The following is a 17,283-nucleotide window of genomic DNA, read 5'->3' as shown; positions in this document are numbered from 1 at the left end:
CTTTCTTTAATCTTTAAATCTTGTCCATGTAAATCTTTTAGAAGATTCTGAGAATATAAACATGCCAAGCAATAATGTTCGTCTTGTGAAAACACTTTATTCCATTGATAAGTTTTTAAAAAGCCATAAGCTTTCCATCCGAAGCCTTTATGGTTACCATGAATTAATGTTTGGCTGTGTAAATGCGGAATACTTGCTCCAGCCCGTTGACCAATGTTATAGAAGTGAAGCACTTTACAATTAGTATAATTGGGATTACAAAAACTTTTCATGCATTCATTTACCGTTAAAATGATATTTTTTAAATATATGATAAATTCCTCTGTTGGAACTTCTTCAATTGTATTATAATGCTTTGTTAAAATGTGAACAAGTGGTATTCCAGATAAAATGTTGAAATCTTCTTGGCCTTTTTGATTTAATTCCTTAATAATTCTTGCCATTGGGGTATAGAGGTTTATTGATGTATAGGCTTTAGTATCTATTAAATTTTCTTTGGAAAAATAAGTAGATAATGGTTTTTGCCACAATTTTAGATCCTTAGACATAATAATTGAAGGGAGATTTCCATTACTTAGTTCACAAAAAGTATCAATACTCGGCGATTCCTTGCGAGTATGGACTGTGGTATCAAATGAGGAAAATTCATGGGGCCTTTTTCCCCGAATTGCACTGAAAAAAGTATGGTGGCCAATTTTATTGCCTGAATCAGTTTTAATTGTCCTAAATGGATCCCATCTGCCAAATGGACTTAAAGTTGCGTTTTTATAAATTCCCCAAAATCCGTCGATGTTTTCTGAAAGCATTACACTATTATTATCAGCTTTCTTCATATTTCCTCACAATATATACATATATTTTCCCTTTAGATTTTTTTAGATAGCTTCTGACGAATCATTGAATTTTTATATTAATTTGTAGAAGTATTTTGCAGGATTGTTATTTAGGTTGTTATCTTTATTATAGTTATATATGGATTTAATTTATAGCTTTATATCTCTTTATTACTGGTGAATTTAATGGAAACTGTTCACAAAATGAGTCGAGTTGATATATTATCGAGAGCAAAGAAATTTATATTTTCTACAGCTTTAGATGATTCTGCTTCAAAACTCTGTCAGTTAAATTTTCAATATGGTCTAGCAAAGATGCATTTGGTACAGGAATTTGAGGGTTTTAATCCTAATACTACCTTCATAGCTGCACCTGATTGCACTATAACCAGAAACCTTAATAGATGGAGAAATGGAATCGGTTATGGTGGTAAAATAACTTGGGGAGAAGGAGATGAACCTATCGTTTTTGTTGATACAATGCCAAATGCCTGTGGAATGTTGTTAGGATCCTTAGAAGAAGTTCCCAATCCGATAGAACTAATTCAATCTGTTCATGACATGAACGAGGAAGATAATCAAGTAGAAATTGAAGGAATTCCAATCCATTGGAATTTTGGAAGTGGTAATCATTTCATAAATGTTTTTGAGATTATACCTAATCCTGCTGTTAGTTCATCAATGGATCTTCCCCAATATTCCTTCGTGATGCACTCCTCACCTTCAGAATTAAAGTCTGATAATAATAATCAAATTATAGGCTTGTATCCTTCTGAAAGTAAAATCTTGCAAGAGATGTGTAAGGTTTTAGACACACCTTTTGGGATAATTAATTATTTAACTGATCAAGATGCTGAAGATTATTTTCAATTCTATAAATGGGCCGATGATTTTGGGAAAAAAAGAAGACATTTAGCTGGGAGACTTCTCTTTGGAGACGATTTTCAAGTTATTGCACATTCGTCTCATCAAGGAATGGTTCATAAAAATGAAACAGCGCTTGGATCTCATGTTTTTGATCCTCATGAGAATAAACTTTTTCCATTAACCTTGAGAGCCGATTTACCCTGTTATTTGATGAAAGGAATCCCAAATTTTACTGAGGAAGCCATGGAAAGTTTAAATTTTTCTGAAAGAGCAAGAAAATATGGGATTGAAGAAAGAATAGAAAATGCTAACATTTTACCTCATGGAGGTGGATATTCTTTCCCTCATATTATTGCAGTTCCTGAAATCTTCGAAACAGTCGATAAGCGTCGATATTTTTCAGTGGATCTAGGAACTGGTATTGGGAGTCTGATGTTTGAAACACCTAGAGAGTTACAGTTTGCATATCGTGGTCGAACTGTTGTAATTCAAACTGTTGATTTAGGATTAGGAGAAATAGTTGCTCGAATGCAACCTCTTGTTGCATTAAAAATCTAAGTTTGACATGAAGATTTTATTTCAACTTATTTATTTTTATAAAGCTTGTAATATTTTTGTTTTCATTGTTTTTCTTATAAATAGGATGCCCATTAAATGTTATCAAGTAGTTCAAAGGGTATAGATAAGAAATCAGCTAGTTTAGGTGATATACTTAGTCATTTAGGAAGATCCTTTCGTTTTAAGTTGTTTATTTTCATTCTATTGATATACATTACTGGTGCCACCTTAGACGTAACCAATACTAATCCTGGATCACGATTTATGCTAACTAAATCTATAGCAAAATATGGAGAATTTTCAATTAAACCTGAAGATCGTGATAAATATAGTTACTTAGATTATTCCATTTTTAATGGAACTATATATTCTGATAAACCTCCTGGACTATCTTTACTAGCTGTTCCTATATATTGGATTGGAGATTTTATTGGTACAATTATTGGATTGAATACAGGTGAGGATCCTTGGATTATAGATGATTTTGTTAAATTTCTCATTATTCTTTGTGTATTGATATTTGGTGCATTTGTGGCAATAAAATTCTATGATTTTCTAAAAATGCTAGGGATCTCACATCAAAATGCAAATTATACGGTATTACTCTTTTCATTAGGCAGTTTATTTTATACATATATTGGAACCTTCTTTTCTCATGGTATAACAGCTGGGTTTCTCGTTCTTACATTATATTATGCTACAAAATATAAACAAACAGGAAAATGTTCTTCATTAATTTTTTCTTCTTTTTTTGCTGGTTATATAGTTGTTTGTGACTATATCTATCTTTTTTTTCTTCCCTTTCATTTTATTTACATTTTTTTACCTTTTCCATGGAAAATTAATGAAATAATTAAAGAATGGAAGAGAATTATTAGTAATTATTTAATCCCAATATTAATTTTTACGATTCCAGTCGTTCTCTGTGGTTTAATTATTCTGTTTTACAATTTCATTTGTTTTGGGGATCCTTTATCGACACCATACTCTTATGCAGTATTTTTTAAAAATAATCAACATTTCGCAAACTCGATGTTTGAAGGATTACAGATACTCCTTTTTTCAACCCACCATGGACTTTTTACATTCATGCCGATTATACTGCTTGGGGTTTTAGGTTTTATTCCATTTTATCATAAAAAGAATGAACTTGCGTTGTTATGTATTTCATTATCTATCTTTCAGATTTTACTTTATAGTAAGTATTTTTTACCAACAGGAGGCCTTGCATATGGTCCACGACATTTAGTTACAATTATCCCATTATTAATTATTCCCTTAGCCTTTTTACTTGAATATAAAGATTTTATAAAAAAGGATCGACCGATTTATTCAAAAGTTATTAAAATAACCGCAATTTGTTTGGGCGCTTTGACTTTTATTATTAATTTTGCTGGTGGATGGGTTGGAGTTTATCCTCCGTATGAAGGAATGCTAGATCCTATATGGGGTACTATCGACGCTAACGGACATCTTGAAATCTTATTTAGTTGGCTAATTATTAGTTTTGACAAAATAGGAGAATTTTCAGTAAATATTTTTAACGGAGGAGAAATTTTGGGTTTTCAATTCAATTTAATTTTTCTTTCTGTAGGATTAGGATTGAAAGATACCTTTGCTTCTAGTTTGGTAAGAGTAGAACCAATTGTTTTTCTTGCTAGTTTATTCCTAATACTATTATTCAATCCTTATTTCTCTCTATTCGAAATTCGACAAAAATTATCAATAAAATTCCAAAATTATCAAAAAGAAATCAATCTCAATATAATTTTAAAGATATTTATTTGTTTAGAGATATGTTTAATTTCTCTATTCGTTTTTTGGACTGGATTTCAGCTTTTCCCATTTATTGCAGATCCAATACGCAATACACTGCTTAATTTCTGGGATACTTTTTTTTCTTTCTATAGAGAGGTTTCATCTATTCCTGGACTAAATGTTTTAACAATTGTTGTCGGTTCATTACTTTATATTTTATTATTCTTAATTCCTTTTCGCTATAATCCCCTATCCATTAATAATTGGTTTTTAAATACCCTTTTATGCCTTATGGTGACTTCAATCATATGGATTTTGTTTGAAATCAATGATCAACCACTAGATTCAAAAAAGATTTCAGAAAAAACACTTTTAACTTTAGAAATAAGAGATTCCCATTTATTTAAAAGGTATAGAACCTTTGCTGAGATAATTACAATAATTTATATGGTGACGAGTCTATATTCATTAATTTTCACCTATCCATCATTTTCAATCTATTCTGATCTGGGATTTATTATTTATTTTTCAATTTATTTCTTGGTTTTGAACCACCTATTGCTCCCTTTTTCAGCTTCCTCTGCAACAGTTGTCAAAGAAAATGAATCAAAGAATTATTATAAACTAAAATCATCGTTTGATCAATCTGACGATAATTTGTTTAATAAAATTGGTTTTATTGTATCTAGTTTTATTCTGACGGGATTATGGATCAAGATTGTTTCCGATTTTTTAATCAGAGGTGTTTCTTTGACTGAAATCATTTTTATTACCCTTCCTGAAAACCTAACTGATATAAAGGACTGGTTTCTACAGGTTGAGCACCCTGTTATAATTATTTTAATCATGACACTTATTCTAGGAACTATTGTTTATCTAGCAATTGTATTCCCTATTATTTTAAAAGAACGGGAAGTTTTCAATGAGTTGCTTGTAATTAAAATGTCTGAATTAATGAAAAACGATGCAAATAAAAAAAATAGAATATTTTCTATAGTTTCCTATGGTGTGGGTCTTCTATCTTATATTTTTATTCTCATTACAGTCCTTTATTCAGCTTTATCTACTGTTCCTGATAAAACTGTCCTAATTTTACATTTGGAAGAATGGATCATTTGGTTCTTCATTTTCTGGATGTTTCTTCTAGGTATTATTTTTGAAATTCTCAAAACTAAGAAAGAAATCAAAGATGTCGATTTTGTGCAAAATTAATTAAGTGAATCATGGTTTAAAGATAAAGTCAAAATATATTTGACGACTATTGGTAGAATTATGAATATGCAACCTTTTAAGTAGTTTCTATTACCTTTACTTATTAGACTATAAAACTACAAATTAAGTTAAAATCTACAATTAAATTCATCTATTAGAATATAATTTCAACGATTAAATTTAAACATATGGAGTAATTTACTATGGGATTATATCGCTTACTCACGAAATCAATTGTATTCAGTACCCGTTCTCGAAGGCGTTTTTTTACATTCGTCATTGTTTTCAGCATTTTGAGTGGAGCAACAGTTCTTTTACTTGGTACATTTGATAATTTTTCTCGTGAAGGAATGCTTGATCATCGTGGAGTTGTAATTCGTATTAACTCGGGTTCATATTTAGATTTAGCATCTGCAGAGTCTACTCTCGCTATAGAGGATGGAAGGACTACGTCTGGAGCCTCTGCTGTAATATATTACAAATTTGTGGACTTTGGAACCAATATTAGAATATTTAGTATGAATAAAAACTATCCATGGGCATTTGTGGCTATAAATCCAACAAATTTAGTCAGTGGGCGATTTCCTAATAGTCCCACAGAGATTTTAGTGTCAAGTGATTCAATTCTACCAATGGGAGATTCTGAAGGAGGAGTTTTTGCTTTTATAAAACCCGTTGTCGGTATGACCTTTAAGCTCGGTATTTCCAATGCGTCAGAATTTGATATTAAGGTATCTGGTGTTGTAAAAATACCTAATACCGAGGTTACTGGAGGAAGACATTGGATAATAATGCCAGAGGAAGCTTTTGAGCGCTTGAGAGGTCCTCAAAATTTAGCACTTTCAGATAATGAAATTTATGTTCATTCAATTACATTTGTAGCACAAGGGGACATCTTATCTGCATTTTCTGGACAAACTTATAATTTCGTAGACCAATTAGCGGATAATTATGATAGTCTAGGTAGTCCTTACGGTTTTCCAATATTTAAAGAGAAAACTGATAAGGATGGAGAAAGGAATTTTACTATTTTATCTTTGATTTTTGGATTGTTTGGAACGTTTATGGTAAGCACCCTTTATTCTTATTTAATAACTCGATTCAGAAGAAGAGAAGTAGCTGTACTTAAAGCAATGGGCTATTCTAAATGGAATGTAAGGACTGTCGTTTTAACAGAAATATTAGTTGTTGCTGTAACTGGATTTATCATTGGATTACTTGCCATTCAGCTCTCTATCTATTTAGGACGAGTTGGATCATGGTTCTACTGGATAATATTGTCACCAACAGCATTTTTTTCCTTTTTAGCCGTAGTAATTTCGTGTGTTCCTGGATTCGTAATAATAACAACCCGTACACTTGCAGTACGTCCTATTGAACTTTTCCGTCAGAAATAAGGTGAGAAAAAAATGAGTGAGACGTTAATTGAAGCAAAAGAAATAACAAAAGAGTATATTAGAGGTAAAAGAGAAGTAGTTATGGCACTAAATGATGTGGATCTAAAAATTCCTAAAGGAAAATTAATTATGGTTACGGGACCCTCTGGTTCAGGCAAATCTACACTTTTAAACGTTCTATCAGGATTAGATAAACCTTCAGCTGGAAAAATATTATACGAGGACGAAAACATTGCAGAATGGGATGAGGAAAAACTTTCGAGGTTTAGACAGGGAAACGTTGGGTTTATCTTCCAGAATTGGGAATTAGTTCGTATTCTGACTGCATTAGAAAACATTGAATCACCTTTGTACCCCTTGAAACTAAAAGGAAAAGAAATCCGAACACGAGCAATTTCTCTTCTCAAACAGGTAGGATTATGGGATAAAGCTGATAACTATCCAGATGAGTTAAGTGGTGGAGAACAACAGCGAATTGGGATTGCAAGAGCTTTAGTAGGAAAACCTCGAATTATATTTGCCGATGAACCCACTGGGAATCTTGATGTTGATAATGCTGCTTCCATATTGCGTCTACTCAAGAGTTTTACAAAAAGAGATACATCGATTCTTGTTGTCACCCACAATGAAGAATTAAATAAATATGCTGATCAAACGTATCGTCTTTCCAATGGGAGGTTTGTTTAACTCTTTTCCCCTTTTTTATCTTCCCAATCAAAGTCCTTCTAGGATTCTATCAGCTAATTTTTCAATGTGTGCAGTGAATGGATGATCTGGATGTATTTGACTAAATATATTTCGTGACCCCTCACGAGCCACTTCACAGAAACAAGGGATTGAAGTGATAACCTTCATTCTCATTTCTTCATTGATCTTATTTTCAAAAGATTCAACTAATTTGAGGTCTGAAGGGCTCCATTCTCCATGTTCAGGTGGGCAGGTTTCTGCTACAACTCTATTTAAAACAACGTAATTTTTACTATCCAATAAGGAATATAGTTGTGTCACCATGCTTTTGGTTCCTGTAATATCAAAATCATCAGCTTTAAGGACTAAGCAAGTAACATCGGATATAACTAATCCATCAATAGATTCCATTTGAACACCAGGAGAGGTATCAATTATTGCAAAATCAAAACCAGCTTCTGATAGCTCATCACGAAGACGTAAAATTCTTTTTAAAGAACGTTGACGTTGTTTTTTATCTGCTCTAACGATATCGCCCATTTTTCGAAAATCTGTTGAAGCAAAAGCAGCATAAAGAGGAATCTTAAACTTATCTTCAAAAGAAACAAGAATATCTTGTCCTGTTAAGTCAGGATCAAATAACAAATCATTTATTGTTGTTATATTACCATCAATGGCACATAGTGTCTGAAGATTTGGTCCACGAAAGTCTAGATCTAATATCACAGTTTTATAACCCTTTCGAGCTAGTATAGTTGCTAGATTAGCGCTTAAGTGCGTTTTTCCAGTTCCTCCCTTATAAGAATGAAATGCTATTATCTTCATTGAAATCCCAACTATATAATTTTTATTCTTCTTTAATTTATTATTTTACCTTAATTATTATTTTTTTTTACTGATGAAACTGTTGTCTTTGCTCCGTTGACATCAGATAAAATATTTGATTGAGATACTCCATTTTCATCTTCTTCTTGATCAGAAAAATCATAAAAGAAAAATACACTTTTTCCATCCTTTTCTTTTAATATATAACCAAGATCAACTAATTGGTTTAAATAATCACTCTCAAGAGAACGGCTTTTTTGGGTCCTATCAGCAACTTCCTTGGCAGATAATCCTTTCTTTCCTCCTTGTGTATATATCATTTCAAATGTTCTTCGAAGATGTGTAGGAATGTTTGTAAGAAGATCTAGGCCGGTAGAAATATCTTTAATGCGAGAATCTATACTTCTTTTAATATCTTTCTGGATATAATCATCTACTGTCTTACTAATTGACTCAATTTCATCTTTTAGTTCTTTAATCTCAGAGTGAAGACCCCTTATCATGAGTTGAAGGTTCTCATTCGTTTTTTGAATTTCTGTAACAACATCAGTAAAAATTTGATCAATATTATCTTTGTTTGTTGTTCCAGAATCGATTTCAGGAGAATTTTTAATTGGTTTTTTGTTACTAGAGCGAGGATCTCCTGAAGTATTCATGCATAAACCCTACATAATCTGATAGAGACACTGACTTATTACTTTTTTGAATAGTAAATTGATATTATATTAGATTAAAGGTGAATTCTCTGTTCTTATTGATCAATAGTTTCATATAAACCAGAGATCAATCAAATCCCATGAAGTATCTGATAGCCTTGTTTTGAAAATATATCTTAAAGGAGGAATAATTTCAATTTTCCTAGTTTATAGTGTAGAAGTGAGAGCGTAAATCGTGTAGATCAGGAACTCTTTGAATATATTCATGATCTACCAAAATTTTTAAAGCATATCGGATCGTCCGATGTGAAAGTGTGGTATATGACCCGATTTCTTGCGGTTTCAGGGCACCATTTTGTTTCAAAACGCGAAAGATCTCACGGGCTGATTTAGGAAGATGATTTACTACATGCTCGAATTCTTCAGTTCCGATTTGATTACTTTGTTCAGTAATTGCCATTTTAATCACTTAAGGGTTATTTTTCTCTCTTTTAAGGTAGATAATACTCATCTATTCTCATTGAGGCATATTAGCCATCTAGTTGAGATAAAATATTTGTTGATGATCATCAACAATCAACAATCAACAAGTATAAAAATGTTATCCCTACTGCAATTATTAAATAAGAGTACCTAGAAAAAATATCCTAGATGATTAACTACAAACATATCAATATGATCGTCAACAAATAAATATTCATATTAAAGTCTGAACTTATATTAAAAAAGATTTAATTACAATAAAATTAGTTGTTTTGTTACTAATCAGAAAAACCTTTTGAAGTCTGATAAGTAATACAAATTCGATAGAATTTAAATAATATAATACAATTATTCAAATGTTTTATTTATGAAGGAATGGAAGGAATAATAATAATTGAAGAATTTTAACAGATTTTAACAGATAGGTGAAATCATGGACATAATTGACCGAACTTTGATATTCGAGCTGTCAAAGAACTGTAGAATTTCTTTTACTGATTTAGCAACGAAACTTAAAATATCAACTAATGAAGTGGGATCTCGTATCAGACAGATGGTTAATGATCGATTAATTTTGAAGTTTACTGTTGTCCCTTCTCCTTTAATATTCGGAAATGATGCTTTCCTATTTTTCAGGTCAAATATCCCTCTTGTGACTGAAAGAGTGACCCTTCTCGGAGTTCAATCGTGTGTAGAATATATTTCAATGTCAAAAGATCATACTGAAGGTTTTGCTATGATCCATTACCGCAATGAAGATGATCTTTCTGACCTACTGAACCATTTTGGCCAATTTCACAAAAATTTCATTGATCTACGGATCTTTCGGTTGCAACGATCCCCCTCAGCTATTCATCCTTATCCTGAAATGCGTGGTACACATGTCTTTGAGAAGGTGGATTGGCTTATTTTATCACATCTCAGAGAACAAGGGCGTCTTTCCATTCAAGAACTTTCAATTAGAACTAAAATTGATGTTGAAGTCATCGCTGATAGATTATATTTCCTTCGACAGGCTGGATTAATCGACGAAACTATTTACATCAATCCTGCACAATCCAAAAAAGAATCATTTACAGTTTTTTGTTTGACTTTAGACCTATTAACTCAGCTTTTACAAGAAGAGCTTGAATGGGAACTTAGAGAAAAGTTTAAAGGAAGCTTTTGGAAATCATGGAGAGTAATAGATTATCAGGTGTTAATTATTGGCTTCTTGTGTTCCTCTTATTCAGAAATTGACAAAGTCCATAATTTCCTGTCTGATCTAGCAGGGTTAAAGAGTATTGAGAGTATAATGGGAGGTGTAACCTATTTTTTCCCTGATTTTCGTGATGAAATACTTGAAGAAAAGAGAACCCATGGATGGTTTTCTCCAGAGCAATGGGTTGAACTTAGCTAATTTAGACGTTCTATTAGCGATCAGTGTCCAATGGATTCTTAATAATGGTCAAAGTCTCTTTAATTGCTGATATAACTAGATGTGAAGTCTCAGATTCTAACAATTGAAGAAGTTTATAGTATAGTGTTTGATCGCTTGGATCACTATTCTTCCCAAGCATTCCAAGACCAACTAATGCTCCTGCACGGACTACAGGAGAAGGATCATTACTAGCTAAGTTAATAAGTGACTCTGATGCGCTTTGGATCTTTAATCGTCCAATGGCTCTTGCTGTTCTATCTCGGATCTCTGGATTAGGTGAGCTCAAGAATGCAATTAATTTATTAATAAGTTCAGGAGAAGGATTAAATTTCAGAAAGCCAATAGCAGCTATCACTGTACCTACAACTGAAATTTCTGGATCTTCTAAAAGCGGTTCTATTAAAGGAAAGGCAATATTTCCCTCTAAAAAAGTTAAAGCCATAATTGTTTCCTTTCGGACCTCGGGCATTGGATCTAAAAGCGCTTTTTCTAAAGCTGTATGGATTTCTAGTGGTATATCTTGAATTTGAAGATCCATTTGACCTAATTGTTTTATTATTTCTGCACGACGATATCCTGATAAAGAGTTTATTTCATTCAAGATATTGCGAAGAGAAGGAGGAGAAGGAGACTCCTGATTCATATAATAAAACCTCTTTTAAAATACAAAAATATTATCATATAAAAAAGGATTTGTTTACTGCAAACAGAGAAAAAAACTGGAAATCATTTAAGAAGGTATACTTGATTCATCCATAATCCATTTGCATATACGACGTAGAGGTTCAATACCATCTTGAGGAGTACCAAATGAACCCATGGTAGCAAAACCTAAACTAACAATTCGTTGGACACCGTGTAATATTAAATCGTCACGAATTTCCTTTTTCAGCTGTTCAGGATAAACTCCAACAGTTTGTGTATAACTATTTACTGATTTAATCGCAGTTTGTAAATCATCGATGGGTACTAAATTTACAATACGACCACAAAGCTTGGTTGAAAAATCAACTGGTTCATCAAACTGAGAGGCAATGACACATCCTTCATTATTTTCGCCACCGAAAATTCTGTAAAAATCGTTATTAAGACGTAATCCATCAATTAATGCATTCACTTCAGGATTTATCGCCTTACTGGGGGTAGAAACATTGCTAGGAAGTTTTAGTAGAGAATAGTAAAGGTAAGCGGCCAATATATTCAATTTTTTGATACCTTCAGGATCGGTACCTGATTGGACGTAAATTATTCTACTATTCACACAAGCTTCCTGATTAAAAGCTCCAACATCAATTGCAGCACGCTGGGCTACAGTACGGAGAGTATTTTCATCAGAAAAAGCTTCCATACCTATAATTGAGGTACTTAATTTTGGATCTAATGTAATAAGATCAATTCCTGGCTGTAAATAGCGCGTAATATGCTTTATGGAAGCAAATCCCCCCCATGCAATAATTTTCTCAATATTTTCAGGTCTATATAATTTCTGCTCAAAATTAACATCTCCACCTTTCCAATAAGCTACTGAAATGGATTTAGTGATAGGGTGATTTGGTTCCATGTCAATCATTGTACGAACCAGTGCAATTGCTGTAAAAGGGTCATTAGACGGAAGTTTAATGATAGTATCACATCGAGTAGCACAGCTACGTGCAATAGTTCCTACTGCAACAAGAGGAACATTGCCTGCGATAATATGAACTGTCCTTGATCCAAAAGCTCTGATATAAACAGTGCGTCCGTCAATTAACTCAGTTGGAACCCATTCTTCAAGATAACGAATACCAATTCTTTTTTCAAGCATCTCACGAAGAACATTTTTATTAAGGAAAAGAGAAAGAGAATCATATATATTTCTTAAAACTGGAGCTGTGAGACCTGATGCTTCACAACTATGCTCAAATGCTTGATTCAAATATTCATTCTCTCCTAAAGTCAAATGTTGGCCAAAATCATGTAAAAAATCAAGAATTTCATCAATTGACAGATTGTAAAGTCCTTTTAAAGCAGAAGGATTAGATTGAACAATTGATTGTAAATATTTTTTACAATCTGGGGTGATAAAAGTCGTAGCTCCATATCTTCCCCCAAAAGATTGCGAATATTCTGTAATTACACGTCCTCTAGCAATAATAGGAATCTGATATGATTCATCTAATTTTATTGTTTCAACAGAAGATTTAAAGGGATAGATTAACTGCATATACTCACCAAGAAGATGAATAGGGTGGATTATTCCTCTAAGGATTCTAAAAGATAATCAATGAAATTATCATAAGCGTCTTGGACACCAGCACAACTTATCTTATCATCGCCATTTTGTTTTTCACTATAACGTTGGATTTTTTTTTCAAGCCAAGGACCTTTTCGTCCACAATTACATTGATCCGTGAAATTAAGGGTAACTTCATCACCAGTAATAAAACCACCCCAATAGCTCTCGGTGAGCAGATCATAGAAGGCAAAACGACCAGTTTGACTACCAATTCGAGGAAGAGATGTACCTGTTTGTGGATCTAATACAAAGGGGATTAAGAAGGGATAAATATGATAATGGTTAAGCTCACAACTTGGCATATATCCAGTTGTTTCAGTCATCCCATATCCATCTCTAATAGCTTTTACGCCATAAAAAGCACATGTCCTTTTGTACCAATCTTCAGGATATTTTTTTCCTTTCATGCCTCCTCCAGTTACAATAGCACTATTGGGGGCAAAGATAGATCGTAATCCTCGTTTCTCACCTTCAAATGCTGCTTCAATAAGAGTAGGGAACGTACCCATCAAAAATACCTGTTTTCCATGATAATTTTCTATCATATTTTGAAAAAACTCATCTAGAAATTTAGATCTATTTCTTTTCAATTTCAGTAATTCTCCTTTATTATAGGTTACAGCCTTAATCATTTGAAGCTTCCCAAGTTCTCCTTTTGATTTAGCTGCTTGCACCCTTCCTGCTAATGACATGAAGTCTGCAGACATAAAACCTGGAAATGCAGTATGATATTCATCTAGAGATCCAGCAAGTAAAGGGCCATATCTTCCTAGAACACGTTGAGCTAATTGACGACCATTCTGATAACTTGGAAAGAAAACTGGAAGATTCGTGACATGAGCATCTACCCCTGTTAAAACTTCAACAAATAAGTAAAATGCATTTTTAAAATTCTCCATTTCTGATTCACTTCGGGGAAGAAAAGATAATTTCCCAGATGTACCGGAGGAATGAACTACTTGTAGATCTGATTGCTGTTCTAAACGTTCTAGCCATTCATCAATAGTATTACAGTTTGATGTATCTATTATGGACAGGTTGTGGATAGTCAATTTATCTAACCACTGAGTAAGGGAATGAAATCGTTTTTTTTCAATTAAAGAGAGTGGATAAGACTTATAAACCGTATGACTAAAGAGTATAGGTATTATATCTTCCAATGTTTCAATTTTTGAAATTCCCTGTTCTGAAGCTAATATCTTTAAAGCCTGAATTCGGGAGAAAAAATAATTAAAGCGTTTTTTAAGATGTTCAAGTTGGATTTGAATAATAATAGTTGGGTCGAGAGACCACAGGTCCTCATTAGATGCCTTTACAAAATTGGATGGATCATTCAAAAAATGAGAATAAGTCTCATCTCTGAGGATTTTTTGGCTTATTATCACAATCTTCATACTCCTATATCTTGAATATTTCTATTCAGTAGACAATAATACTCATTTAGTTTATATATTCGAAAAAATGATTTTTAGAATGGGAAGACAAAATCCCTTGGAAAAGTAACAACATTGGTTTTGAATACTTAAGCTAAAAGGTCAATAGCTACTGAAGTAGTTATGTCAACACTAAAAGTAAAGGAGCACCCTTATTGGACCCAATATTACGAATGGTATACCGAATATCAAGAAACAAAGAATGTTAGAGATTTTTTAGAACGAGTTCAACGATTTCTCAAAGTAGATAGCATACCTCTTGATCTTCTAAGTGAATGCGCTCAATTATTAATTAAATTAAAACAGGTTGGATTAGCTAAGAAATTTTATGCACGCATTCTAGAAATTGATAGAACTCATAGCCAAACTTGGAAAGAATTAAGTAAATTGTATTTCAAGTTAAAAGATATACAGAAAGGTGAAATTTGTCTTAGAAAATACTATTCTTTCGGAGGAGGAAGTCCACAATTACAAAAAGCAACAAAACTACGTTTGAAAAGTTCAGGAAAATTGAAGCCTATTCCACAAGTTCAAGAATTGGGACTTCAAGATGGATTACAACTGAAAAAGACTGCACCTTCCACAGTTTTAAATTTAAATTCATTTGCTGTTATCTATAATATTCCTATGGAACAGATTCCATTCCCAATTAGAAAAATTATAAATCATAATCAACATCAAATTGTCGATTACCGTCTTTTCCCAGAACAGTCAGGAGAAAATGGGATTTCAATTGATAAGGCAGATCTAGATCCAGAGATAAAACGATTTTTTATTGAAAAAGGTATATCTCACTTATTTAAGTTTCAAAAAGAAGCATTTGAAATTATTATTCGAGGTGAAGATGTTTGTATTGTAGCACCAACAGGAAATGGAAAAACAGAAGCATTTCTCCTTCCAGCTTTAGAGAAAGTGAAAAGATTCAAAGGTTATGGAGTTCAGTTGCTACTTATCTATCCAATGAAAGCACTTGCAAAGGATCAACATCGAAAGATTGTGGATCTCGCAGAAAAGGTTGGATTAACAGTTAGTGTATTTGATGGTGATACTAGTCATTATCAAAGAAAAAAAATTTATGTTAATCCTCCTGAAATTCTGATCACGAACCCAGATATATTAAATTATCATTTAGGAATAGGAAAAAACGCTTTAAGATTTCAAGAACTATTAGCATCAGTGAAACTAGTCGTACTAGACGAAATACATTCTTACTCGGGAACTTTAGGAAGCAATATGTATTTTATCTTGAAAAGGTTAGAAAGAGTCATTCAAACCAAAATTCAATTCATTGGTTCCTCAGCTACTGTAGCAAATGCATCAAACTTCGTATCAATGTTGCTTGAGAGACCAATTAAGGTAATAGAATGCGAAAATGGAAAAAGAGGTAAATTGCATTTTTTGATACTTTCTCCTTACCCATCTATATCTACAACCGATAGCTTAGTGTCTTTAGTTAATAGTATCAAATCTTATGGTAAGATGTTAATCTTTCAAGATAGCCATCGTAAGGTTGAATTCCTTTATCAAAAACTTGGAGGAAAAGATCGAAAGGTTGCTATACACCGTGCAGGATTATCAAAAAGCATGAGAGAGGAGGTCGAACATAATTTTCGTGAAGGGTTATTGAATGTACTTTTAGCAACACCAACCCTTGAATTAGGGATAGATATTGGAGATATCAATGTTGTAATAACTCCTCCAATTGCTGTTAATCGTGCTATGCAGCGAATTGGTCGTGCTGGACGATCAGGTCAAGAAGCTATTGCTATTATTCTCCTGAATGCTGATGATCCAATAAGTCAATTTTATCTGGAAAACCCAGCAACATATTATACTGATGTTGAGGATGTGTACTTCGATCCTTCAAATCCATTTGTTGCAGAACATCAGCTCCTTTGTACGGCGTTAGATCGCGATATATCAATTAGTCCCTTAGAATTTCCTCCTTTTTATACTGTATTGAATAGATTGGTCAAAGAGAACTACTTAATGGTGAAAGATGAGATATGGCTCACTCCAACAGAAGCTGGTAGAGAAAAAGCTCAGAGATATTCAATTCGTGGAAAAAATCATGAAGTTTTTATCCGATTGAAGGGAGGAAAAACTATTGGTCGAAGAGCCATGCCACTTGCGATGTTTGAACTACACCCTGGAGCATTCTATTACGCAGGAGGAATCCGCTATAAAGTTTCTAGTTTTTATTTTAGTGGTTTAAGAGGAAGTGCTGAATTAATTAAACCAAAAAATGTTTGGGGATCCACTTTTCCCCTCTCTTCTATGAAACCAGAGATCCTCTCTATTTTGAAGAAACAGGTCGTTTTAGGAATCGAAGCTGGTTATGTTGAAGTCAAAATATTATGGACTGTTTATGGTTATACCTTGGAAATTCCCTCTGGTACCAGTGTCCAAAAGCTACAGGATCCCCTTTTTTATTCATCACGATCTAAAGGAATATTATTTAAAGTACCACAGCTTCATATCCAAGATCAATCCAGTTTAGCTTCCGGTTTGCACACATTGGTTCATGTTCTTCTTCATGCTAGTCTTCCTTTTATTGGGGGACAATTAACAGAGATTGGAGGTTTAACATTGTTACCTTCTGGTTATATTTTACTTTTTGATCAAGGATCTGGATCAGGGGTGTGTGCAATGCTACTTCAACACTTAGAAGAATTGTTTAATCGAATTATTTCTATCCTTGATTGTTCTTGTAAAGAAGGTTGTCCCCGATGTGTTTTCTTACCACGGTGTAGTAATAATAATTCACAATTAGATAAACAGAGCGCAAAACTCTTGGCAGATGAGATCGTTTCAGGTGGTGTTTCAAGTATTGGGGATGATTATAATGATATTTTACAGGCTTTACATTGATTTTTCTG

At 32.9% G+C, this 17,283-nt stretch carries 13 protein-coding genes; 6 read left to right on the top strand and 7 right to left on the bottom strand.

The annotated features are described in order from the left end of the window. Nucleotides 1-833: hypothetical protein (locus ACWVCY_RS06225; RefSeq protein ID WP_455141214.1), on the bottom strand; the 833-nt coding region annotated here is incomplete at its 3' end. A 186-nt stretch (nucleotides 834-1,019) separates the two neighbouring features. On the opposite strand from ACWVCY_RS06225, the gene ACWVCY_RS06220 reads away from it, so the two are divergent. The 4 genes from ACWVCY_RS06220 to ACWVCY_RS06205 all read left to right on the top strand — a co-directional run bounded on the left by ACWVCY_RS06220 (nucleotide 1,020) and on the right by ACWVCY_RS06205 (nucleotide 7,312). Further along, nucleotides 1,020-2,258 (top strand): hypothetical protein, encoded by a 1,239-nt coding sequence (locus ACWVCY_RS06220; protein ID WP_455141213.1) that lies wholly within the window; start codon nucleotides 1,020-1,022, stop codon nucleotides 2,256-2,258. Between the two features lie 96 nt (nucleotides 2,259-2,354). After that, complete coding sequence (locus ACWVCY_RS06215; RefSeq protein ID WP_455141211.1) at nucleotides 2,355-5,228, top strand: hypothetical protein; 2,874 nt, start codon at nucleotides 2,355-2,357, stop codon at nucleotides 5,226-5,228. Nucleotides 5,229-5,431: 203 nt separating this feature from the next. Beyond that, the gene (locus ACWVCY_RS06210) at nucleotides 5,432-6,625 is read left to right on the top strand and encodes an ABC transporter permease (RefSeq protein ID WP_455141210.1); all 1,194 of its coding nucleotides are present in this window, start codon (nucleotides 5,432-5,434) and stop codon (nucleotides 6,623-6,625) included. Nucleotides 6,626-6,637: 12 nt separating this feature from the next. Continuing rightward, a complete protein-coding gene (locus tag ACWVCY_RS06205; RefSeq protein WP_455141208.1) occupies nucleotides 6,638-7,312 on the top strand; it encodes an ABC transporter ATP-binding protein in 675 nt (224 codons plus the stop codon). Between the two features lie 27 nt (nucleotides 7,313-7,339). Here the strand turns inward: ACWVCY_RS06205 and ACWVCY_RS06200 are convergent, their stop codons facing one another. The 3 genes from ACWVCY_RS06200 to ACWVCY_RS06190 all read right to left on the bottom strand — a co-directional run bounded on the left by ACWVCY_RS06200 (nucleotide 7,340) and on the right by ACWVCY_RS06190 (nucleotide 9,253). After that, nucleotides 7,340-8,137, bottom strand: a complete 798-nt coding sequence (locus ACWVCY_RS06200) for a MinD/ParA family ATP-binding protein (protein WP_455141206.1) — start codon at nucleotides 8,135-8,137, stop codon at nucleotides 7,340-7,342. A gap of 50 nt (nucleotides 8,138-8,187) precedes the next feature. Beyond that, nucleotides 8,188-8,793, bottom strand: a complete 606-nt coding sequence (locus ACWVCY_RS06195; RefSeq protein WP_455141204.1) for a winged helix-turn-helix domain-containing protein — start codon at nucleotides 8,791-8,793, stop codon at nucleotides 8,188-8,190. Nucleotides 8,794-8,995: 202 nt separating this feature from the next. Next, entirely contained in the window at nucleotides 8,996-9,253 is a 258-nt protein-coding gene (locus ACWVCY_RS06190; RefSeq protein WP_455141202.1) for a MarR family transcriptional regulator, read from the bottom strand. A gap of 456 nt (nucleotides 9,254-9,709) precedes the next feature. Here ACWVCY_RS06190 and ACWVCY_RS06185 point away from each other — a divergent pair, with 456 nt between their 5' ends. Next, a complete protein-coding gene (locus tag ACWVCY_RS06185) occupies nucleotides 9,710-10,675 on the top strand; it encodes an AsnC family transcriptional regulator (protein WP_455141200.1) in 966 nt (321 codons plus the stop codon). A gap of 13 nt (nucleotides 10,676-10,688) precedes the next feature. On the opposite strand, the gene ACWVCY_RS06180 is transcribed toward ACWVCY_RS06185, so the two are convergent. From ACWVCY_RS06180 to ACWVCY_RS06170, 3 genes are all read right to left on the bottom strand, one after another. Beyond that, nucleotides 10,689-11,339 carry a HEAT repeat domain-containing protein gene (locus tag ACWVCY_RS06180; RefSeq protein WP_455141198.1) on the bottom strand — a complete coding sequence of 217 codons (651 nt, stop codon included), beginning with the start codon at nucleotides 11,337-11,339 and terminating at the stop codon, nucleotides 10,689-10,691. Nucleotides 11,340-11,426: 87 nt separating this feature from the next. After that, nucleotides 11,427-12,899, bottom strand: a complete 1,473-nt coding sequence (locus ACWVCY_RS06175; protein ID WP_455141197.1) for an acyl-CoA reductase — start codon at nucleotides 12,897-12,899, stop codon at nucleotides 11,427-11,429. A gap of 29 nt (nucleotides 12,900-12,928) precedes the next feature. Then, the gene (locus ACWVCY_RS06170; protein WP_455141195.1) at nucleotides 12,929-14,356 is read right to left on the bottom strand and encodes a hypothetical protein; all 1,428 of its coding nucleotides are present in this window, start codon (nucleotides 14,354-14,356) and stop codon (nucleotides 12,929-12,931) included. Between the two features lie 171 nt (nucleotides 14,357-14,527). Here ACWVCY_RS06170 and ACWVCY_RS06165 point away from each other — a divergent pair, with 171 nt between their 5' ends. Continuing rightward, complete coding sequence (locus ACWVCY_RS06165; protein ID WP_455141193.1) at nucleotides 14,528-17,275, top strand: DEAD/DEAH box helicase; 2,748 nt, start codon at nucleotides 14,528-14,530, stop codon at nucleotides 17,273-17,275. Nucleotides 17,276-17,283 lie beyond the last annotated feature (8 nt).

This window comes from Candidatus Hodarchaeum mangrovi (genome assembly GCF_975850365.1).
This window is presented reverse-complemented; position numbering and strand designations above follow the sequence as displayed.